The organism is Frigoribacterium sp. AC512, assembly GCF_979258295.1.
Genome location: NZ_OZ409850.1, coordinates 787,453 through 807,983, shown reverse-complemented (window position 1 = coordinate 807,983; position 20,531 = coordinate 787,453). Strand labels below are relative to the sequence as shown.

General features: G+C 72.5%; 19 protein-coding genes and 1 pseudogene. 8 read left to right on the top strand and 12 right to left on the bottom strand.

The genetic code is table 11. The annotated features are described in order from the left end of the window. Window positions 1-2: 2 nt before the first annotated feature. Window positions 3-671: an acyl-ACP--UDP-N- acetylglucosamine O-acyltransferase gene (locus ACZZ97_RS03690; protein WP_463472311.1), complete on the top strand. Its 669-nt coding sequence runs from the start codon at window positions 3-5 to the stop codon at window positions 669-671. Between the two features lie 74 nt (window positions 672-745). Here the strand turns inward: ACZZ97_RS03690 and rfbA are convergent, their stop codons facing one another. Further along, window positions 746-1,609, bottom strand: a complete 864-nt coding sequence (rfbA, locus tag ACZZ97_RS03685) for a glucose-1-phosphate thymidylyltransferase RfbA (RefSeq protein ID WP_463472310.1) — start codon at window positions 1,607-1,609, stop codon at window positions 746-748. Next, the gene (locus ACZZ97_RS03680; RefSeq protein WP_314100541.1) at window positions 1,606-2,223 is read right to left on the bottom strand and encodes a dTDP-4-dehydrorhamnose 3,5-epimerase family protein; all 618 of its coding nucleotides are present in this window, start codon (window positions 2,221-2,223) and stop codon (window positions 1,606-1,608) included. Before ACZZ97_RS03680 ends, rfbA begins: the two co-directional genes overlap by 4 nt. Window positions 2,224-2,368: 145 nt before the next feature. On the opposite strand from ACZZ97_RS03680, the gene rfbB reads away from it, so the two are divergent. From rfbB to ACZZ97_RS03665, 3 genes are read left to right on the top strand one after another with little or no spacing between them, the layout of a single operon-like run. After that, window positions 2,369-3,355 (top strand): dTDP-glucose 4,6-dehydratase, encoded by a 987-nt coding sequence (gene rfbB / locus ACZZ97_RS03675; protein WP_314100542.1) that lies wholly within the window; start codon window positions 2,369-2,371, stop codon window positions 3,353-3,355. Beyond that, on the top strand, window positions 3,352-4,251 hold the full coding sequence (gene rfbD / locus ACZZ97_RS03670; RefSeq protein ID WP_463472309.1) for a dTDP-4-dehydrorhamnose reductase: 900 nt from the start codon (window positions 3,352-3,354) through the stop codon (window positions 4,249-4,251). The genes rfbB and rfbD overlap by 4 nt, the downstream gene beginning before the upstream one ends. 17 nt (window positions 4,252-4,268) lie before the next feature. After that, entirely contained in the window at window positions 4,269-5,387 is a 1,119-nt protein-coding gene (locus ACZZ97_RS03665; protein ID WP_463472308.1) for a glycosyltransferase family 4 protein, read from the top strand. A 36-nt stretch (window positions 5,388-5,423) separates the two neighbouring features. On the opposite strand, the gene ACZZ97_RS03660 is transcribed toward ACZZ97_RS03665, so the two are convergent. The 6 genes from ACZZ97_RS03660 to ACZZ97_RS03635 form a co-directional block, all read right to left on the bottom strand. Continuing rightward, window positions 5,424-6,773 (bottom strand): LCP family protein, encoded by a 1,350-nt coding sequence (locus ACZZ97_RS03660; protein WP_463472307.1) that lies wholly within the window; start codon window positions 6,771-6,773, stop codon window positions 5,424-5,426. After that, entirely contained in the window at window positions 6,770-7,237 is a 468-nt protein-coding gene (purE, locus tag ACZZ97_RS03655; protein WP_463473753.1) for a 5-(carboxyamino)imidazole ribonucleotide mutase, read from the bottom strand. The genes ACZZ97_RS03660 and purE overlap by 4 nt, the downstream gene beginning before the upstream one ends. A gap of 86 nt (window positions 7,238-7,323) precedes the next feature. Beyond that, the gene (locus ACZZ97_RS03650; protein WP_463472306.1) at window positions 7,324-8,460 is read right to left on the bottom strand and encodes a 5-(carboxyamino)imidazole ribonucleotide synthase; all 1,137 of its coding nucleotides are present in this window, start codon (window positions 8,458-8,460) and stop codon (window positions 7,324-7,326) included. Between the two features lie 95 nt (window positions 8,461-8,555). Next, on the bottom strand, window positions 8,556-9,863 hold the full coding sequence (locus ACZZ97_RS03645) for a UDP-glucose dehydrogenase family protein (RefSeq protein ID WP_314100547.1): 1,308 nt from the start codon (window positions 9,861-9,863) through the stop codon (window positions 8,556-8,558). Between the two features lie 13 nt (window positions 9,864-9,876). Continuing rightward, the gene (locus ACZZ97_RS03640; protein ID WP_314100548.1) at window positions 9,877-10,410 is read right to left on the bottom strand and encodes a PH domain-containing protein; all 534 of its coding nucleotides are present in this window, start codon (window positions 10,408-10,410) and stop codon (window positions 9,877-9,879) included. A 4-nt stretch (window positions 10,411-10,414) separates the two neighbouring features. Further along, entirely contained in the window at window positions 10,415-11,209 is a 795-nt protein-coding gene (locus ACZZ97_RS03635; RefSeq protein ID WP_463472305.1) for a biotin--[acetyl-CoA-carboxylase] ligase, read from the bottom strand. A gap of 100 nt (window positions 11,210-11,309) precedes the next feature. Here ACZZ97_RS03635 and ACZZ97_RS03630 point away from each other — a divergent pair, with 100 nt between their 5' ends. Both ACZZ97_RS03630 and ACZZ97_RS03625 read left to right on the top strand, forming a co-directional pair. Further along, on the top strand, window positions 11,310-12,926 hold the full coding sequence (locus ACZZ97_RS03630; RefSeq protein ID WP_314100550.1) for an acyl-CoA carboxylase subunit beta: 1,617 nt from the start codon (window positions 11,310-11,312) through the stop codon (window positions 12,924-12,926). Next, window positions 12,923-13,189, top strand: coding sequence for an acyl-CoA carboxylase subunit epsilon (locus tag ACZZ97_RS03625; RefSeq protein ID WP_463472304.1), 267 nt, complete (start codon window positions 12,923-12,925; stop codon window positions 13,187-13,189). Before ACZZ97_RS03630 ends, ACZZ97_RS03625 begins: the two co-directional genes overlap by 4 nt. A 415-nt stretch (window positions 13,190-13,604) precedes the next feature. Here ACZZ97_RS03625 and ACZZ97_RS03620 read toward each other — a convergent pair whose 3' ends face one another. The 4 genes from ACZZ97_RS03620 to ACZZ97_RS03605 all read right to left on the bottom strand — a co-directional run bounded on the left by ACZZ97_RS03620 (window position 13,605) and on the right by ACZZ97_RS03605 (window position 17,970). Next, the gene (locus ACZZ97_RS03620) at window positions 13,605-14,714 is read right to left on the bottom strand and encodes a hypothetical protein (RefSeq protein WP_463472303.1); all 1,110 of its coding nucleotides are present in this window, start codon (window positions 14,712-14,714) and stop codon (window positions 13,605-13,607) included. Beyond that, window positions 14,711-15,964, bottom strand: coding sequence for a sensor histidine kinase (locus ACZZ97_RS03615; protein WP_463472302.1), 1,254 nt, complete (start codon window positions 15,962-15,964; stop codon window positions 14,711-14,713). Before ACZZ97_RS03615 ends, ACZZ97_RS03620 begins: the two co-directional genes overlap by 4 nt. Continuing rightward, complete coding sequence (locus ACZZ97_RS03610) at window positions 15,954-16,652, bottom strand: response regulator transcription factor (RefSeq protein WP_223269329.1); 699 nt, start codon at window positions 16,650-16,652, stop codon at window positions 15,954-15,956. Before ACZZ97_RS03610 ends, ACZZ97_RS03615 begins: the two co-directional genes overlap by 11 nt. Window positions 16,653-16,728: 76 nt before the next feature. Continuing rightward, window positions 16,729-17,970 (bottom strand): class I SAM-dependent RNA methyltransferase, encoded by a 1,242-nt coding sequence (locus tag ACZZ97_RS03605; protein WP_314100554.1) that lies wholly within the window; start codon window positions 17,968-17,970, stop codon window positions 16,729-16,731. Between the two features lie 26 nt (window positions 17,971-17,996). On the opposite strand from ACZZ97_RS03605, the gene ACZZ97_RS03600 reads away from it, so the two are divergent. Both ACZZ97_RS03600 and ACZZ97_RS03595 read left to right on the top strand, forming a co-directional pair. Then, a complete protein-coding gene (locus ACZZ97_RS03600) occupies window positions 17,997-18,686 on the top strand; it encodes a Maf family protein (protein ID WP_314100555.1) in 690 nt (229 codons plus the stop codon). A 79-nt stretch (window positions 18,687-18,765) separates the two neighbouring features. Further along, window positions 18,766-20,522 (top strand): annotated as a pseudogene (locus ACZZ97_RS03595) (acetyl/propionyl/methylcrotonyl-CoA carboxylase subunit alpha). The last annotated feature ends 9 nt before the right edge of the window (window positions 20,523-20,531 follow it).

Genomic DNA, 20,531 nt, shown 5'->3' with positions numbered 1-20,531 from the left:
CGATGAACGACATCCACCCCACCGCCGTGATCGAGGGCGACGTCCGCCTCGGCTCGGGGAACGTGATCGGTCCGTTCGTCGTCGTGCGGGGCCCGGTCACGATCGGCGACGACAACTGGCTCGGCGCCGGCGTGGTGGTCGGCGCCCCGCCCGAGGTCCGCTCGTTCGAGCACCCGGGCCTCTCGTCGGAGAGCGCCGGCGGCGGCGTCGTCATCGGCTCGCGCACCGTGATCCGCGAGGCGGCCCAGGTGCACCAGGGCTGGAAGGGCGTCACGACCGTCGGCGACGACGCCTTCGTCATGAACCAGTCGTACGTCGCTCACGACTGCGTGCTCGAGGACGGCGTGACCCTGGCGTCGAGCGTGCTGCTCGCCGGTCACGTCCACGTCGGCGCGGGCGCCAACCTGGGCCTCGGCACGACCGTGCACCAGACCAGGTCGATCGGCCGCGGGGCCATGGTGGGCATGGGCTCGGTCGTGACGCGCGACCTGCCGCCGTTCTCCAAGTCCTGGGGCTCACCCGCGCGGGTCGCCTCCGCCAACGTCGTCGGCATGCGACGAGCGGGCCACGAGGAGGCGGTCGTCACGGCCCTGGCACGGGCCTACGAGGACGGCCGCACGTCTCCCGCCGACCTCGAGGAGCTGGGCCTCGGTCATCTGCTCGAGCCCTGACGGGTCGGCGACGGGGGCGCCACGACGAGCGAGGGGCGTGCGGATCCCCGCACGCCTCTCCTCTGGTCCGTCGCTCAGCTGCCGAGCAGCGCCGCGAGGTACACGCCGTAGCCGCTCTTGGCGAGCGGAGCCGCGAGCGACGCGAGGTGCTCGTCGTCGATCCAGCCGTTGCGCCAGGCGATCTCCTCGATGCAGCCGATCTTGTGGCCCTGACGGTCCTCGATGACCCGGACGTACTCGGACGCCTGCATCATCGACTCGAAGGTGCCGGTGTCGAGCCACGCCGTGCCGCGGTCGAGCACCTGCACCTGGAGCGCGCCCGCCTCGAGGTAGCGCTCGTTGACGGTCGAGATCTCGAGCTCGCCGCGAGGACTCGGCCCGATCGTCTTCGCGATGCGCACGACGTCGTTGTCGTAGAAGTAGAGCCCGGGCACGGCGTAGTTGCTCTTGGGAGCCGCGGGCTTCTCCTCGATCGAGACCGCACGGAACGAGTCGTCGAACTCGACGACCCCGTAGGCCTTCGGATCGGACACGTGGTAGGCGAAGATCGTCGCGCCCTCGACGTCGGCGTTCTTCTTCAAGTTCGAGCCGAGGCCGACGCCGTGGAAGATGTTGTCGCCCAGCACGAGCGCGACGCTGTCCTCGCCGATGAACTCCTCGCCGATGACGAACGCCTGGGCCAGGCCGTCGGGCGACGGCTGGACCGCGTACTCGATCGTCATGCCGAGCTGCGACCCGTCGCCGAGCAGGGCCCGGAACTGGTCGTTGTACTCGGGCGTGGTGATGACGAGCACCTCGCGGATGCCGGCCATCATCAGCGTCGACAGGGGGTAGTAGACCATCGGCTTGTCGTAGATGGGCATCAGCTGCTTCGAGATGCCCTTCGTGATGGGCCAGAGCCGCGTGCCGGAGCCCCCGGCGAGGATGATGCCCTTCACGCTGCGCCGCCCTGCTGGTCGAGGCTCGCGTAGAAGGCGCGCATGTCGTCCCACGTCGGCAGGAGACCCGCGTCCGCCGCCTCGGACAGCCCGGGGGCCGCCGTGTCCTTGGGGGAGAGCAGGGCCTCGCCCGCCTCGGGCGGGAACACGAGGCCGATCTCCGGATCGAGGGGGTCGATGCCGTGCTCGCGCTCGGCGTCGAAGGTGTCGGTGACCAGGTAGCTGACGGTCGCGTCGTCGGTCAGCGCCACGAAGGCGTGGCCCAGCCCCTCCGCGAGGTAGATGGCGCGCCGGTCGACGCCGTCGAGCAGCACCGAGTCCCACTGGCCGAAGGTGGGCGAGCCCACCCGGATGTCGATCACGTAGTCCAGGACGGCGCCGTGCGTCGCGGTCACGTACTTGGCCTGCCCGCGGGGCACGTCGGCGAAGTGGATGCCACGGACCACGCCGCGCTTGGAGACGGAGGTGTTGGCCTGGCGGAGGTCGATGCTGTGGCCGATCGTCTCCTCCAGCCGGTCGAACCGGTACCACTCGAGGAACACTCCCCGATCGTCGCCGAACTGCTTCGGCGTGATCTCGTAGCTGTCTGGGATCTTCAGTTCACGGATCTGCACCCGGACACCCTACCGCGACCGGTTCTCAGGCCGGGGTGGAGCTCCGGCGGCGACCTCGCGCCCCGCCGCCCCGCCACGCCGCCCGGTCGGATCTCCCCGGCTAGGATCGACCGACATCCGCGACCGACCACATCAAGGAACTCTCGTGAAAATCCTCGTCACCGGCGGAGCCGGCTTCATCGGCTCCAACTTCGTCCGCCGCACCCTCGAAGACGCGTACCCGGGGCTCGAAGGTGCCGAGGTGGTCGTCCTCGACGCCCTCACCTACTCGGGCAACCTCGAGAACCTGGCAAGCGTCGCCGACTCCCCCCGCTACCGCTTCGTCCAGGGCGACATCCGCGACGGCGCCCTGCTCGACACCCTCTTCCCCGAGGTCGACGCCGTCGTCCACTTCGCGGCCGAGTCGCACGTCGACCGCTCGGTGCGCGACGCCTCGATCTTCGTCGAGACCAACGTGCTCGGCACGCAGCAGCTGCTCGACGCCGCCCTGCGGAACGACCTGGCGCGCTTCGTGCACGTCTCGACCGACGAGGTCTACGGCTCCATCGCCGAGGGATCCTGGGCCGAGGACCGCCCGCTCGAGCCGAACTCCCCCTACTCCGCATCGAAGGCCGGCAGCGACCTGCTCGCCCGCAGCTACCACCGCACGCACGGCCTGAACATCTCGATCACGCGCTGCAGCAACAACTACGGCCCGTACCACTTCCCCGAGAAGGTCATCCCGCTCTTCGTCACGAACCTGATCGACGACGTCCACGTGCCCCTGTACGGCGAGGGGAACAACATCCGCGACTGGCTGCACGTGGACGACCACACCCGTGGCATCGCCATGGTGCTCGTCGGCGGCCGTGCGGGCGAGATCTACAACATCGGCGGCGGCACCGAGCTCACCAACAGAGAACTGACCGAGATGCTCCTCGAGGCCACCGGCAAGGACTGGTCGTACGTCGACCGCGTGCAGGACCGCCTCGGCCACGACCTCCGCTACTCGGTCGACATCTCGAAGATCCGCGCTGAGCTCGGCTACGAGCCGCAGGTCCCGTTCGCCGAGGGGCTCGCCGAGGTGGTGCAGTGGTACCGCGACAACCGCCAGTGGTGGGAGCCCCTCAAGGAGCGCGCGGCCCTCGCATGAGCCCGAATTCCCCTGCGAAGTACCTGGTCACCGGAGCCCGCGGCATGCTCGGGTCCGACCTCGTCGAGGCGCTCTTCGGCCGTGACGTGACCCTCCTCGGCCGGGCCGACCTCGACGTGACCGACCGCGACGCCGTCCTCGCGGCCGTCCAGGGCCACGACGTCGTCATCAACGCCGCCGCCTACACGGCCGTCGACGCCGCCGAGACCGACGAGGAGGCGGCCCTCGCGGTCAACGGGACCGCCGTGGGCCTGCTCGCCGAGGCCGCCGCCTCCGTCGGCGCGACGTTCGTCACGGTCTCGACCGACTACGTGTTCGCGGGCGACGCCACGGAGCCCTACGCCGAGGACGAGCCCCGCGATCCCCTGAACGCCTACGGTCGCACCAAGGCCGCCGGTGAGGAGGCGGCCCTCGCGGCCCACCCGGATGGCACGTACGTCGTGCGGACGGCGTGGCTTTACGGCCGCCACGGTGCGAACTTCCCGAAGACCATGCTCGGCTTCGCGGCGACCCGGGACACCCTCTCGGTGGTCGCCGACCAGGTCGGGCAGCCCACCTGGACGATGGACCTGGCCCGTCAGATCGTCGCCCTCGTCGACTCCGACGCCCCGGCCGGGATCTACCACGGCACGAACTCGGGCTCGACGAGCTGGCAGGCCTTCGCGCAGGAGACCTTCCGGCTCGAGGGCCTCGACCCCGAGCGGGTCCTGCCCACGGACAGCTCGGCCTTCGTCCGGCCCGCCGCACGGCCGGCGTTCAGCGTGCTCGGGCACGACGCGTGGGCCCGGGCCGGGCTCAGCCCGATGCGACCGTGGCAGGAAGCCCTGGCCGAGGCCTCCGCCGAGGGCGTGTTCGTCGACGACACTCCCTCCGACGGCTCCGCCGACGGACGATGACGACCCTCAGGGTCGTCATGGACCAGATCCTCGCGCCCGTCCCCGGCGGCATCGGCCGCTACACGAGCGAGCTCTCGAGGGCGCTGGTCCTCACCGCGCCTCGGGGCTGCGACGTCCAAGGGGTCGTCGCGGCGCACCCGCAGGCCGAGTACGACCGGCTCACCGACCTCGTGCCCGGGCTCAGCGGGCTGGCCAAGTCGCCCCTCGGCCGTCGTGAGCTGTCCCTCGCCTGGCAGGCCGGCATCGCCGGGCTGCCGGGGCGGGGCATGGTCCACGCCACCAGCCTGCTGGCTCCCCTCGGTCGCCACGACCGGGGCCTCGCCCCCGGCAACCAGACCGTCGTCACGATCCACGACACGGTGCCGTGGACGCATCCCGAGACGCTGACCCCCCGGGGCGTCCGCTGGCACAAGGCGATGACGAAGCGCGCCTTCCGTCACGCGGACGCCGTCGTCGTGCCCACCCACGCGGTCGCGAGCGAGCTGCTCGAGCTCTTCCCCTTCGGCGACCGCGTCCGCGTCGTCGGAGGGGCCGTCAGCGACGACCTCCGTGTACCGGCCGACGCCGACGACGTGGCGGACGGACTCGGCCTGCCCGATGCCTACGTGCTCAGCGTGGGGACGATCGAGCCTCGCAAGGGGCTCGTGCCGCTCATCCGAGCGATGGCGCACCCCGACGCTCCCGACGTCCCGCTGCTCGTCGTGGGCCCGGAGGGCTGGGGCGACGTCCGCGTGACGGACGTGGTCGCCGAGGCAGGCCTCTCGCCCGAGCGGGTGCGCACACTGGGCTTCGTCTCCGACGCCCAGCTCGCCGTCCTCCTCCAGCGCGCGTCCGCCTTCGTCTTCCCGAGCCTCGCCGAGGGCTTCGGGTTGCCCGTGGTCGAGGCGTTGAGCCTCGGCACCCCCACCATCGTCTCCGACGCTCCTGCGCTCGTGGAGGTGGCCGCCGACGGCGCCGTCGTCGTTCCCCGTGAGGACGCCGAGGGCTACCCCGAGCGACTCGCGCAGGCGATGTTCCAGGTCGTCACCGACCTCGAGCTGGCCTCCCGCCTCGGCATCGCGGGGCTCGACCGGGCCAGGGCGTTCAGCTGGCGCGACTCGGCCGACAAGGTCTGGCAGCTGCACGCCGACCTCTGAGGCGGGCCCCGAGGCCCGCCCCGGCGGCGTGCCTCGTCATCCGGCGGTCGCCGTGGCCGTGGCCGTCGCGACGTCCGCGCGGATGACGTCGTAGTCGGGATAGACGTTCGAGTAGGTCGGCGGGACGATCTCGAGGTCGCTGATCTGCTGCTCCTTGGCCTTCAGGGCCAACTGCCCGAACGCACCGAGAGCGGCCTGGGGGATGTCCGTGTCGACTGTCTGCACCCCCGCCGACGCGACCGACTGGAACTTGGACAGCACGGTGGCGGGCTGGAACTGTGACAGCAGCGCCTGCTGCACCTCGCGCTGACGTGCCATCCGGTGGTAGTCGTCCGAGCCGTGGCGGGCGCGGGCGTACCAGAGGGCGTGGTAGCCGTCGAGGACCTGCTCCCCCGGCTCGATCCACCCGTCGACGTTGATCGGGTTGCCGGCGCCGTCGACGCCGCCGTTGATGGGCAGGCGCCCTTCGGTGTTGTTCACCGAGATGCCGCCCAGGGCATCGATCAGGTCGACGAAGCCCTGCATGTCGATCAGCACGTAGTACTGGAGGGTGAGGCCGGTGACGCCCTGGACCGCGTCCCGCATGGCCTCGATGCCGGGGTTGCTGCCCTTCGACTCGGCGTCCGGGTAGAGCTCGGGGTGCTCTTCGCCGTAGGTGTAGAGGTAGCTGATCAGGCAGTCGTCGCCGCAGCTGTAGCCGTCGGGGAACTCGCCCCAGAGGGGCGACCCCTCGGAGAACGGCGCGTTGTAGAGGTTCCGGGGGATGCCCACGATCGTCGTCGCGCCCGTCTCGGCGTCGATGCTCGCGACCGAGATGCTGTCGGGCCGGAGCCCGGTGCGGTCGGCTCCGGCGTCGCCGCCGAGCAGCAGGATGTTGTACCGGCCGTTCACAGGGTCAGCTGCGGCGGCCTGGGAGGTGAAGAGCGAGTTCAGCAGACCGTGCTGGACGCTGGTCAGGTAGGCGCCCCAGGCGACCGGCCCCACGGTCGCGACGAGCAACAGCGCCATGACGCCCGCGATGAAGCCGCGCGCCGTGGGTGCCGTCCGGATGATCCTCACGAGCCTGAGCGTGTCGAGCGTGAGGACGACCCAGAGCACCGCGTAGTACACGAGGAACACCTGGACGACGGTCAGAGCGACGACGTTCGTCGCGACCTCGAGCAGGGGCGTGTTCCAGAAGAGCGCCAGGCCCACGGTGACCAGCACCACGGCCCACGACACGAGGGTCGAGCCGAGGCCCCACCGACCGAGCCGACGGCTCCCCGCGAGCACCTGGGCGGAGCCCGGGATGAGGACGTTGAGCAGCACGAGCGTCCACGCCCGCCTCGTCATGAACGAGGGGGACGTGACGTCGGGGTGCCGGACCGGCAGCGAGGCAGCGCTCACAGCGGTCGCTGCAGGGCGGCGTTCTTCTCCTCGACGAGCTCGGCGAGGCTCGTCGCGTAGTCGGCGAGCCGCGCCGACAGGACGGGATCGCCGGAGCCGAGGATGCGGGCGGCGAGCAGGCCGGCGTTGGCGGCCCCGCCGATCGACACGGTGGCCACCGGGATGCCCGCGGGCATCTGGACGATCGAGAGGAGCGAGTCGAGGCCGTCGAGCTTCGCGAGGGCCACGGGCACGCCGATGACCGGCAGGGTCGTGACCGACGCGAGCATCCCCGGGAGGTGGGCCGCGCCTCCTGCGCCCGCGATGACCACGCGGATGCCGCGACCCGCGGCCTGCTGGCCGAACCGGATCATCTTCTCGGGCGTGCGGTGCGCGGAGACGACCTCGACCTCGTGGGCGATGCCGAACTCGGTGAGGATCGCGGCGGCGCTCTGCATCGTGGGCCAGTCGCTGTCCGACCCCATGACGATGGCCACCGTGGGCGCTCGCTCGGGCGTCGGGGCGGTCTCGGGGTCGGTCGTCTGGTCGGGCACGAAGGAGAGGATAGCCGTCAGTCCTCGAAGAAACGGACAGCGGCGCGCGCCCTCCCCCGGGCGTCCTCGAGGTCCGGCCCCGTGGTCGTGACGTGTCCGACCTTGCGGCCGGGCCGGGGCTCTTTGCCGTAGTCGTGCACTTTCGCCCCCGGCTGGTCCGCCATCAGGGCGGGGAGCCGGTCGGCCATCGTGCCCTGCGCAGGGCCGCCGAGCACGTTGACCATGACGCTCCAGGCACGGTGCGGGGTCGTGTCCCCGAGGGGCAGGTCGAGCACGGCCCGGAGGTGCTGCTCGAACTGGCCGGTGACGGCGCCGTCGATGCTCCAGTGCCCGGTGTTGTGCGGTCGCATCGCGAGCTCGTTGACCAGGAGGCGGCCGTCGGCCGTCTCGAAGAGCTCGACCGCCAGGACGCCCGTGACGCCGACCTCCTCGGCGACGACGGTGGCGATCCGCCGCGCCTCGTCCGCCAGGGCGTCGTCGGCGTCGGGGGCAGGGGCCGTGACCTCGGCGCACACGCCGTCGCGCTGCACCGTCTCGACGAGGGGCCACGCGGCGATCTCGCCGGAGGGCCGACGAGCGACCAGCTGGGCGAGCTCCCGCCGGAACTCGACGAGCTCCTCCACGAGCAGGGCGTCGGAGGCGCCCGCCGCGTCCAGCGACGCGAACCAGTCGTCCGCGTCGTCGGCCGAGCGCACGACCCGGACGCCCTTGCCGTCGTAGCCGCCGCGCGGCGTCTTCACGACCGCGCGCCCGCCGTGCTCGGCGAGGAACGCCGCCAGGTCGTCGCGACCACGGACGGCCGCCCACGCGGGGACCGGCAGTCCGAGCGCCGTGAGGCGCTCGCGCATGACGATCTTGTCCTGGGCCACGAAGAGCGCCTCGGGACTCGGGTGGACCTCGACGCCGGCGTCGACCAGGGCCCGCAGCACGTCCTGAGGGACGTGCTCGTGGTCGAAGGTCACGGCGTGGACGTCCTTCGCGAACCCCAGCACCGTCTCCGCGTCGTGGTAGTCCCCCACCTGCGTGGCAGCCAGCCGAGCCGAGCTGCCCTCGGTCTCGGCCAGCACCGAGATCTCGATCCCCAGGTGGACGGCGGGCGGGACCATCATGCGGGCGAGCTGGCCGCCTCCGATGACGCCGATCCGGTAGGTCATGTCGTCTCCTCGTGGTGCACGTCGGGCAGGCGGCGCCGGACTCGCTGCGGGACCGGCTCGGACACCATCTTGGTCGATCCGGACGACCGGCCGGGTCAGGGGCGCCCGAGCCCGCGCGCCTCGAAGCCCTCCGCACGCCACGCCGCGAGGTCGAGCACGTTGCGCGCGTCGACGATGCGCCGAGCAGCCACGAGGTCGCCCACGCGGGACGGGTCGAGCTGGCGGAACTCGGCCCACTCCGTGAGCACGAGGACGACGTCGGCGTCGCGGAGGGCCGCGTCCGCGTCGGCCGCGTACTCGAGCTCGGGCGCGAGACGGGCGGCCGTCGAGTTCGCCTCGGGGTCGTAGACGCGCACGGCTGCACCGCGGGCGTGCAGCGCTCGGGCCACGTCGAGCGCGGGCGAGTCGCGGACGTCGTCGCTGTCGGGCTTGAACGCGACGCCGAGCACCGCGACGCGAGCGCCGTCCACGTCTCCGACGAGCTCCGCCGCGAGCTCGACGACCTTCGCACGTCTGCGGAGGTTGACCGCGTCGACGTCGGCGAGGAACGCCAGCGACTCGAGCCCGAGCTCGTCGGCGCGGGCCTGGAACGCCCGGATGTCCTTCGGGAGGCAGCCGCCGCCGAAGCCGAGCCCGGCGTTGAGGAACCTTCTCCCGATGCGGGCGTCGTGCCCGATGGCGTCGGCGAGCTGCGTCACGTCGGCGCCCGTCGCCTCGGCGATCTCGGCCATCGCGTTGATGAAGGAGATCTTGGTCGCGAGGAAGGCGTTGGCCGACACCTTGACGAGCTCGGACGTGGCGTAGTCGGTGACGATCCGGGGGGTCCCTGCCGCGAGGGCGGTGGCGTAGACCGCGTCGAGCCGGGCTGCGGCGAGCTCGCCGGCCGGCCCCGCGGGGACCCCGTACACGAAGCGATCGGGCGTCAGCGTGTCCTTCACGGCGAAGCCCTCGCGGAGGAACTCGGGGTTCCAGGCGAGGTCGGCGCCGGACGCTCCCGCGCGCACCTTCTCGGCCAGGCGGGCGGCCGTGCCGACCGGGACGGTCGACTTGCCCACGACCAGCGCCCCCTCGGACAGCCAGGGCACGAGGGCGTCGACGGCGGCGTCGACGTAGGTCATGTCCGCCGCCTGGCTGCCCTGGGCCTGCGGCGTGCCCACCGCGACGAAGTGCACGCTCGCGTCGGCGACCTCGGACATGTCGGTGGTGAAGCGGAGCCGACCGCTCGCGACCGCGCGCGCGAGCACCTCGGGGAGGCCGGGCTCGAAGAAGGGCGCGTCGCCGGCGGAGAGCCGGGCGACCCGGGCGCCGTCGACGTCGACGCCGACCACCTCGTGCCCCAGCTCGGCCATGCACGCCGCGTGCACGGCACCGAGGTAGCCACAACCGATGACGGATATCTGCATGGGGACGTCGCTCCTACTCCGCCGGGCGCGGCCACGCGCCCGGGGTCGACTGGTCGAGTCGGCGGCGCTGCGCGACGAGGGTCGCGTCCGCCTCCATCAGGTCGTGCAGGGTCGCCTGCACCAGGTCGGCCCCCGGCACGTCCCAGAGCACGACCGGGCGGTCGAGCCCCGTGTTCACGAGCACGTCCCCGCTGCGGAAGAGGCTCTGCACGGCGTTCTTGCGCACGGTGAGGTCGTAGCCGCGGCTGTGCAGGAGCTCCTGACGCGACCGGACGACGAATCCGCGTCGCAGGACGATGCGCCTCGTCGTGATGACGTAGCGGCGACCGAGCCAGACGAGGAGGGGCACGAGCCACAGCAGCACCGCCAAGAGCACGGCAGCCGCACGCACGATCCAGTTCTGCCACTCGAGCTCGAACCAGCTGCTGAAGTAGCCGCCTGCGGCGCACACCGCGACGAGGGCCACCGACGGCCAGAACAACGCCCGGGAGTGCGGGTGCAGGCGCGCGACGACCTCTTCTCGGGGCTGTTGCTCGGCCGTGCTCACGGGGTCATTCATACCGCAGGTGGGTGACGTCGCCGGAGGACACGGCGACGGCGCCCCCGGTCGGCGGCTCGACGACCAGACGACCCTCGTGGTCGATCGACGACGCCGTGCCGGTCAGGACCTCGCCCGAGGGCAGCTCGACGCGCACCCGGCGGCCGAGCGTGGTGCAGTCGGCGAGCACTCGGGCACGCAGCCCGCTCGCCTGGGCGTCGCCCCCCGCGGACGCGAGCACGTCGACGAGCGCGACGACGTCGGCGAGCCACGCCGACAGGACCTGGTCTGCCAGCGCCTCCGTCGTCCCCTCGGCCCCGTGCAGCGACAACGAGGTGGACACCGTCGTCGGCAGCTCGTCCCGGGTCAGCGAGAGGTTGACGCCTGCGCCGACCACGACGGCCGACGCGTCGTCGCGCGCCTGGGCGAGGATCCCGCACACCTTGAGGCCGTCCACCTGGACGTCGTTCGGCCACTTCAGGCCGACCTCGCCCGTCCGGACGACGGCCGCGAGGGAGGCGCGCATCGCGACGCCCGCGGCGAGGGGCACCCAGCCCAGGGACTCGACGGGCAGCCCCCGGCGCTCCACGAGGACGCTCACGGCGAGCGTGCGGCCCGGAGGCGCGGTCCAGGTGCGGCCGAGACGCCCGCGCCCGGCGGTCTGGGACGTCGTGGCGAGCACCGCCAGGTGCGGGGCCGACGCGTCGGCCAGCAGGTCCGCGTTCGTCGACCCGGTCTCGGCCACGTGCACCAGCCGCGGGCTGTGGGCCGCGCTCAGGGGGAAGGAGGCGCTCGTGGGGTCGGTCACGCCGCCAGCCTAGGCGTTGACGACTTCCACCATCCGAGGCACGTCGCACGCGAGGGAACCTCCAACGGCGGCCGCGGACGCCCTCGGTAGAGTGGCCGGTGTGACTTCCGACTCCGCGCCCCGCGACGACGCCTCGCAGCCCGATCTCCGCACGACGGCGGGCAAGCTCGCCGACCTCAAGGCCCGCTATCACGAGGCCGTGACGGCCAGCGGCGAGGCCGCGATCGCGAAGCAGCACGCCAAGGGCAAGATGACCGCCCGTGAGCGCATCGACGGCCTTCTCGACCCGGGCTCGTTCGTCGAGCTCGACGAGTTCGTGCGCCACCGCACCCACGCGTTCGGCATGGAGTCGAAGCGCCCCTACGGCGACGCGGTCGTCACGGGGACGGGCACGGTGCACGGCCGCCAGGTCGCCGTCTACTCGCAGGACTTCACGATCTTCGGCGGCTCGCTCGGCGAGGTCGCCGGCGAGAAGATCATCAAGGTCATGGAGCTCGCCCTCAAGACGGGCGTGCCGATCATCGGCATCCTCGACTCCGGCGGGGCCCGGATCCAGGAGGGGGTGGTCGCGCTCGGCAAGTACGGCGAGATCTTCCGGCTGAACACCCGCGCCTCCGGCGTCGTCCCCCAGATCTCGCTCATCATGGGCCCGGCGGCGGGAGGCGCGGTGTACTCCCCCGCGCTCACCGACTTCGTCATCATGGTCGACAAGACCAGCCACATGTTCGTGACCGGCCCCGACGTCATCAAGACCGTCACCGGCGAGGACGTCGGCTTCGAGGAGCTCGGCGGAGCCCTGACCCACAACAAGGTCAGCGGCGTCTCGCACTACCTCGCGAGCGACGAGGACGACGCGCTCGACTACGCGCGGTCGCTGCTGTCGTACCTGCCCGACAACAACCTGTCGGAGCCGCACGTCTTCGAGACGGCCGTCGAGCTCGAGACGACGGACGACGACCGCCAGCTCAACACGCTGATCCCGGACAGCCCCAACCAGCCGTACGACGTGATGACCGTCATCGAGCACGTCGTCGACGACGGCGAGTTCCTCGAGGTCCAGCCGCTCTTCGCGCCGAACATCGTCATCGGGTTCGGTCGGGTCGAGGGCCGGTCGGTGGGCGTCATCGCCAACCAGCCGTCGGCCATGGCCGGCACCCTGAACATCGAGGCGGGCGAGAAGGCGAGCCGGTTCGTGCGCTTCTGCGACGCGTTCGGCATCCCGATCCTCACCTTGGTCGACGTGCCCGGCTACCTGCCCGGCACCGACCAGGAGTGGACGGGCGTCATCCGCCGCGGCGCGAAGCTGCTCTACGCCTACGCCGAGGCGACCGTGCCCCTCGTGACCGTGATCACCCGCAAGGCCTACGGCGGCGCGTACATCGTGATGGGGTCCAAGCAGCTGGGCGCCGACATCAACCTGGCCTGGCCGACCGCCGAGATCGCCGTCATGGGCGGACAGGGCGCCGTCAACATCCTGTACCGCAACGAGATCAAGGCCGCGGAGGCCGCCGGGGAGGACGTCGCCGCAGTCCGGGCGAGGCTCGCCAGCGAGTACACCTACAACGTCGCCAGCCCCTTCCTCGCTGCCGAGCGCGGCGAGCTCGACGGTGTGATCGAGCCGGCGGCGACCCGCGTCGCCGTCGTCAAGGCGCTCCGGGCCCTCCGCACGAAGCGTGCCGACCTGCCGCCCAAGAAGCACGGGAACATCCCCCTGTGAGCGGCCGCCACGCCGCCGACGACACCACCGACGCGCACGAGGCCGAGGGGCCGCTCCTGCGCGTCGTCGGAGGCTCACCGTCACCGGAGGAGCTCGCCGCCGTCACGGCCGTCCTGACGGCCCTCGAGGCGGAGGCGGCCGAGACGGCGAGGGCGGCCCCTCGGGACGTCTCCTCGTCGCCGTCCGGCTGGTCCTCCCGGACGGCTCGTCTCCGTCGCCCCGTCGACCGCGGCCCCGGTCGCTGGCGCAGCTTCTCGGCCTGAGCCCGGCCGCGCCCGCGCGCGTACCCCGACCTCGTACCCCGCCATCGCCACCGGCGTGCCCCGAGGCCCAGAGATACGGCACCCGAACGGGGGTAGACGAGTCGCTCACCCCCGTGTTGTCCCCCTAAATGACGACTTTGCGCTCGTGGCGGGGGGCGACATACTCGTTCTTGCTAGGTGCCTCTCCTTGAGTCGCACCACCGATCGGGAGCTGACTAGGGTAAGCGAGTTCTCGGTCGGGGGCGGATCAGGGCGACATTCGGGTTGTCGCTCTGGACCGGGATATCTCCCATGAGGGCCAGACGGGTGTCTGGCCCTCTTTCCCGTCCTCGGGCCCGTTGCCCGTTCCTGCCCGGTCCCCGCCGCCGGCCTCCTCCGCTGCGGCGGCGCACGCCCCCACCGTCGGCCCTCGTCCCTAGCGGACGACGCGGCTGTCCTCGTCGAGGTCCTCGAGGTCGTCGACCGGTGCCTGGTCCGCAGAGACCCCGGCTCGGCGCGGTATCTGCAGCCAGAGCAGGACCTCGTCGTCGTCGTCGTCCTCGTCGGCCTCCGCGGACACCCCCCGCCCGAGAGCGCTCGAGCTGAGGTCCGGCGACCCGAGACCGACGACGCTGACGGCGTGGTCGCCGCCCGCGACCGTCCGGATGATGAGCTTGTCGGCCTCCGAGCCGTGCAGCGCCGCGGCGAGGGCCTCGTGGATGCGCCGCAGTTCGTCGTCGGGGACGTCGTCGATGCCGCCCTCGTCGAGCAGGCTGACCTCGGCCCCCCGGCGTCGCGCCGCCATGACCTCGCGACGGACCTCGTCGTCGAGGAGGCGCCTCCCGCGGATCTCGTCCCGGATGGCGCCCTCGAGATGGAGGCTCTCCTGCCGCTGCTCGGGCGACAGGTCGCCCGACTGGGAGACGATCGCCTGCAGCATGGGCCGGGCCGTGCGGCCCGTCTGCAGGAGGCGGTACTGACGCTCGTTGACGTGCGCCTCCTGTGCTGCCTGCCAGTCCGCGGCCTCGTGCTCGGCCAGGATGAACTCCCGCGTCTCGCGACCGGCCCGGGTCAGCGTGGACGAGATGGCGTGCGAGAAGGCGACCCAGCTGACGCTGCCGACGATGCCGAGGTCGGCGATCTGGGACACCCCGGCCCACGCGACCCCCTGCACGGCCATGAAGCCCACGCCGAGCCACGCGAAGCCCTGGCGACGACGCGTCGAGACGATCACCATGAGCGTGCCCACGGCGGCGACGTACCAGGTCGCGTAGCCGTTCTCGGCCCCGGGGTCCAGGACGCTCGTCACGACGAGCGGCACCACGATGCTCACGGCGAGGGCGAAGGCCGCCGCCCACACGGGAAGCACCGGTTGGCGGCTGGGCCAGAGCACGACGGCCGTGACGACCGCGTACGCGACCATGCAGGCGACGACCGGGACGGGATCGGCGACCTGGCCGAGCGAGACCGCCCCGAGCACCAGGTGGTAACCGGAGAAGACCGCCGCCAGCGAGACGATGAGCCACCGGGGGACGGTGATCCTCACGACGCGTCTCCCCTCGACGGGCCGACGACGAGGGCCGCGGGCCACATCACGCGGACGACCGTGCCGGCACCCGGCCGGGAGTCGATGCAGGCCCGGCCGCCCGCGTTGGCGACGCGCTCGATGATCGACACCCGGACTCCGAGGCGCTCCACGGGCACGGCACCCGGGTCGAAGCCCGCCCCGTCGTCGCCGACCTCGACGAGCACGCCGGCGTCTCCGGTGCGCTCGAGGGCGACCCAACGCCGGACCGGGCCGGGACCTGCGTGCTGGGAGCTGTTGACGAGCGCCTGGGCCGCGGCGCTGACGATGGCCTCCACGGCGGTGGTCGGCAGCACCCGGTCGTCCGTGTCGTCGACGCGGAGCTCGACGGCGACGCCGGTCGCGTCCACCGCGTCGGACAAGCGCCGGCGGAGGACGCCGAGGGTCGTCGTCGACTCGTCGAAGGGCGTCGTCGCGGCGGCCGAGGTGAGGTGGGCCATCGCGTTGCGGGCCATGGTCGTGGCGAGCACCTGCTCCGCCGGCGTGTACGCCCGGGCGGCCTGGATGAAGGTGGTCAGCACGCTGTCGTGCACGATGGCGTCGACCTGCACGCGCTCGAGCTCGGTGGCGTGCTCGCGGATCGCCCCCGAGTACCGGGCGACGGCCGTGGCCTGGGCGGCGTCCACGGCCGCGCTCGCCTGGCGCAGGATGAGCACGAGCACGAGCACGGCCCCGCCGAGCAGGATCGCGTAGGTCGAGTCGAGGGCGGCGCGCGCCAGCGACTCGCCGCCTCCCGACGGGGTCAGCCGGATCGCGCCGTAGACGAGCGGGACCACGACCGAGTAGCCGATCGCGATCCACGCGGAGAAGGCGTAGGCGGCCGCCGCGGTGGCGACGGTGCAGAGGTACCAGAGCCACGGCACGCCGGCGAGGACCTGGTCGGGGTCGACGACCGCCAGGGGCCACGTGACGATCGCCACGAGGTAGGACACCGCGAGGATGGCGCAGGTCGTCTCGACTCCGCGCACCACGACGCTCGCGACGCCGACGGCCACGATGGCGCCGAGCATCCCCAGCCCGATGAGCCAGGCCCACGCCACCTGCATGACCTCGATCTGCACCATCGTCGTCGGCAGCGCCTGCAGGCCGAAGATGAGCCCGGCGAGGGCGATGACCCGGCCGAGCACCTTGTCGAACAGGGCACGGCTGATCGGGTTCCGCGCCGAGCGCGTCGTCGGCGGCGTCAGCGCCGGCAGGGGCTCAGCGGCCATCGCCGTCCGCGTCGAGTCCCGGCAGGATGCCGTCCTCGACGGCACGCCGGAGCAGGTCGACCTTCGTGGGCGCCGGACGCCCCACCTCGACGTACTTGACGCGGATGCGGTCGAGGTACTCCCGAGCGGTCGAGTAGCCGATGCCGAGCTGCTGGGCGGCGAGCTTGAGGGGCAGGCCCGAGGCGTAGAGGTGCAGGATCTCGCGCTCGCGCCGGCCGAGCTGGGCCTTGGCGAAGTCGCGGTCGGCGTCGATCGCGCTGGCCCACTCGAGGTTGTTGAGCACGTCTCCGCGGGCGACGGTCGCGACGGCGGCCATCACCGTCTTCGTCGCGGAGGACTTGGGGATGACGCCGGCCGCGCCCGCGGCGAGCGCCTCGCGGACGCTCGCCACCCGGTCGGCGATGCTGTGCACGAGCACGGCGGAGCCGGTCGCCTGGACGCGCTTCACGTTCTCGGTGACCGTCGAGCCGTCGCCGAGCGAGAGGTCGAGGACGACGACGTCGACCTCGCGGCCCGCCAGCGACTCCACCAGCTCCTGCACGCCGGCCGCGGTCAGCACGACGTCGAAGCCCTCGGCCTGGCAGGCCGCCTGGATGCCCAGCCTCACCGACTCGTGGTCGTCCACGATGGCGACGCGGACGGGGGCGGGGGTCGTCGACGCCGGAGCGTCCGTCGAGGTGTCGGTCACGATGGTCCTTCGTTCGCGTGCGACCCGGTCCCTGAATTCCGGGTCGTCAACGTCGTCATCGTAACGTGACGGGGAGTCACCGACGGAGCAGCCGGACCACCGTCTCGACGTGGTGCGTGCTGGGGAACAGGTCGAAGGCCCTGATCGCGTCGACGTCGTACCCGTGGTCGCGGAAGAGCGCGAGGTCACGGGCGAGGGCGACGGGGTCGCAGGCGACGTAGACGACCTGCGCCGGGGCGAGCTCCGCGATGCCGTCGACCACGGGTCGACCGGCCCCCGAGCGCGGCGGGTCGAGGACGACCGTCGCGGAGCGGAAGCGGTCCCGCTCGGCCGAGGTCGCCTGGGCGGCGGCCTGGCGCACCCACCGGTCGACCCGGCCGGTGACGGCCGAGGCGCCGAGCCAGTCGGCCAGGTTCTCGGACGCGTGCTCGGTCGCGCGCTCGTCGCTCTCGACGCTCGTGATGCGGACGCGGCTGCCGAACGCGTCGCCCACGGCGGCCGCGAGGAGCCCCACGCCGCCGTAGAGGTCGAGGTTGGCCGCCCCGGGCTCGAAGCGCTCGGGGTCGACCATCTGCTGGACGGCGGCGGTCAGCGTCGCGGCGGCGTGGCGGTGCACCTGCCAGAAGCCGCCGTCGTCGAGCTGGAACGTGCGGTCGCCGACGACCTCGGTGACCGTGCTGGGCGCCTGGCCGCCGATGATCAGGCGGGCGCCTCCCGTGCTCGGCGCCAGCACGTCGACGTGCTCCTCGCCGGGGAACGCGTCGGCGAGCGGAGCGGCCTCGGCGACCTCGGGGGTCGCGAGGGGCAGGTCGGCGACCCGCACGACGCGGTGCGACCGGGCGGCGTACTGCCCGGGGCGGCCCTCGGCGTCGAGGTGCAGGCGCACCCGCGTGCGCCAGCCCGTCCCTCCGCGCTCGTCGTCGCCAGGGAGCGCCTCGACGGCGACGGTCGCCTGCTCGTCGGGGAGCCCGCCGGTCCGCGTGAGGGCGTCACGGACCACCTGCGACTTGAGCTCGCGCTGGTGGCCCAGCTCGATGTGCCCGAACTCGGCGCCGCCGGCGCGGTCCTCCGGAGCGCGGTCGACGGACGCCGCGGACCAGACGTGCTCGCGCCGGTGCGGGCTGGCCTCGACGACCGAGACCGTCTCGGCCCGCCAGAACGACTTCTTGCGGTCGTCGGCGACGCGCGCGAGGACCTTCTCGCCCGGCAGCGTGTCCGACACGAAGACGACCCGCCCGTCGAGGCGCGCCACCGAGATGCCCCCGTGTGCGATCCCGGTCACGTCCAGTTCGACCTCGCGGCCCAGCATGTCTCCCATGCTCCGAGTCTGCCAGGCTGGCGGACATGACCGTTCCCCTCTACCTGGCCAGCACCTCCCCCGCACGCCTCGCGCTCCTGCGGGCCGCAGGCGTCGAGCCGGTGCTGATCAGCCCGGGCGTCGACGAGGAGGCGGCGGTCGCGCGGGCCGAGGAGGCGACGGGCCGAGCCCTCACCGCCTCCGAGACCGTCTCGCTCCTGGCCAGGGCGAAGGCGGAGGCCGTCCTCGACGTGACCGTCGACGGGCACCCCCTCGACGGTCTCGTCCTCGGGGGCGACAGCGCATTCGAGTTCGACGGCGAGGTGCACGGCAAGCCCCACGAGCCCGCCCTCGCCCTCGATCGCTGGCGACGCATGGCCGAGGTCGGCCGGGGAACCCTCTGGTCGGGGCACTGGCTGATCGACCACCGCGGGGGCTCGCCCCGCGCCGACGCGGCGTTCCCGTCGGGCGGCGCGGGCGCCGTCGCGAGCGCCGACCTGGTCTTCGCCGACGACCTGGAGCCGGAGGAGCTCGCCGCCTACGTCGAGACCGGCGAGCCGCTCGAGGTCGCGGGCGCCTTCACCATCGACGGCCGCGCCTCCGCGTTCATCACCCACATCGAGGGCACGCCGAGCGCCGTCGTCGGCCTGTCGGTGCCGGTGCTGCGCTCGCTGGTTCGTGGCTTCGGGGTGTCGTGGCACGAGCTGTGGACGACACCGACCTCCGGCGCGTTGTAGCAATCCTCACGCGCCTCCTGCGTGTTTTCGTGCACGTCAGCCAAAGGAGGCTGCGGGTGGCGCAATAGGGTGGGGAACTATGCCGTCCATCAGCAAGGTCCTCATCGCCAACCGTGGAGAGATCGCGGTCCGGGTCGTCCGCGCAGCGCGCGACAGCGGGATCGGCAGCGTCGCCGTCTACGCCGACCAGGACAGGGACGCGCAGCACGCCCGCCTCGCCGACGAGGCCTACGCGCTCGGCGGCACGACGAGCGCCGAGACCTACCTCGTCATCGACAAGATCCTCTCGGTCGCCCGCCGCTCGGGGGCCGACGCCGTGCACCCCGGCTACGGGTTCCTCGCCGAGAACGCCGACTTCGCGCGCGCCGTGACCGCCGCGGGGCTCGTCTGGATCGGCCCCTCCCCCGAGGCGATCGAGCAGCTCGGCGACAAGGTCAGCGCCCGGCACATCGCCGAGCGCGTCGGCGCACCGCTCGCACCCGGCACCCTCAACCCCGTCTCGGGCGCCGACGAGGTGCTCGACTTCGTCGACCAGCACGGCCTGCCCGTCGCCATCAAGGCGGCCTTCGGCGGCGGCGGACGCGGCCTCAAGGTCGCCCGCACCCGCGACGAGGTGCCCGAGATGTTCGACTCGGCCGTCCGCGAGGCCGTCGCCGCCTTCGGCCGCGGCGAGTGCTTCGTCGAGAAGTACCTCGACCAGCCCCGCCACGTCGAGACCCAGTGCCTCGCCGACGCGCACGGCAACGTCGTCGTCGTGTCGACGCGCGACTGCTCGCTGCAGCGCCGTCACCAGAAGCTCGTCGAGGAGGCGCCCGCCCCGTTCCTGACCGAGGCGCAGACCACCGCGCTCTACGAGTCGTCCAAGGCGATCCTCCGCGAGGTCGGCTACGTCGGCGCGGGCACCTGCGAGTTCCTGATCGGCAAGGACGGCACGGTGTCGTTCCTCGAGGTCAACACCCGCCTCCAGGTCGAGCACCCCGTCTCCGAGGAGATCACGGGCATCGACCTCGTCCGCGAGCAGTTCCGCCTCGCCGAGGGCGGCGTGCTCGAGTACGGCGACCCCGAGCCCCGCGGCCACTCGTTCGAGTTCCGCATCAACGGCGAGGACGCGGGCCGGGGCTTCATGCCCGCCCCCGGCCCCGTGCACGTCTTCAAGGCGCCGGGCGGCCCCGGCGTCCGCGTCGACAGCGGCGTCCAGGCCGGCGACGAGATCAGCGGCTCGTTCGACTCGCTGCTCGCCAAGCTGATCGTCACCGGCTCGTCGCGCGAGGACGCCCTCGAGCGCTCGCGGCGTGCCCTCGACGAGTTCGAGGTCGCCGGCCTGCCCACCGTGTTGCCCTTCCACCGCGCGATCGTCCGCGACCCGGCGTTCGCCCCCGAAGGCGGCGAGCCGTTCTCGATCTACACCCGGTGGATCGAGACCGACTTCGTCAACGACATCCCCGCGTGGAGCGGCGAGGCCGAGGCTCCCCGCCCCGACGACCAGCGCACCACCGTCGTGGTCGAGGTCGGCGGCAAGCGCGTCGAGGTCTCGTTGCCCGCCGGTCTCGGCGCGCGCACCGCGCCTCCTGCGGCTGCCCCCGCCGCCGCGGCTCCGGTCGCGGCGCCGTGGTCACCGCCACGGGCGCCGAGGTGAAGTCGCCCATGCAGGCGACGGTCGTCAAGCTCGCCGTCGAGGAGGGCCAGCAGGTCGTCAAGGGCGACCTCGTGCTCGTGCTCGAGGCCATGAAGATGGAGCAGCCGGTCGCGGCCCACCGCGACGGGGTCGTCTCGGGCATCTCGGCCGCCGTCGGCGAGACTGTCTCGTCGGGCCACGTCCTCCTCAGCATCGACTAGCCCGCGCTC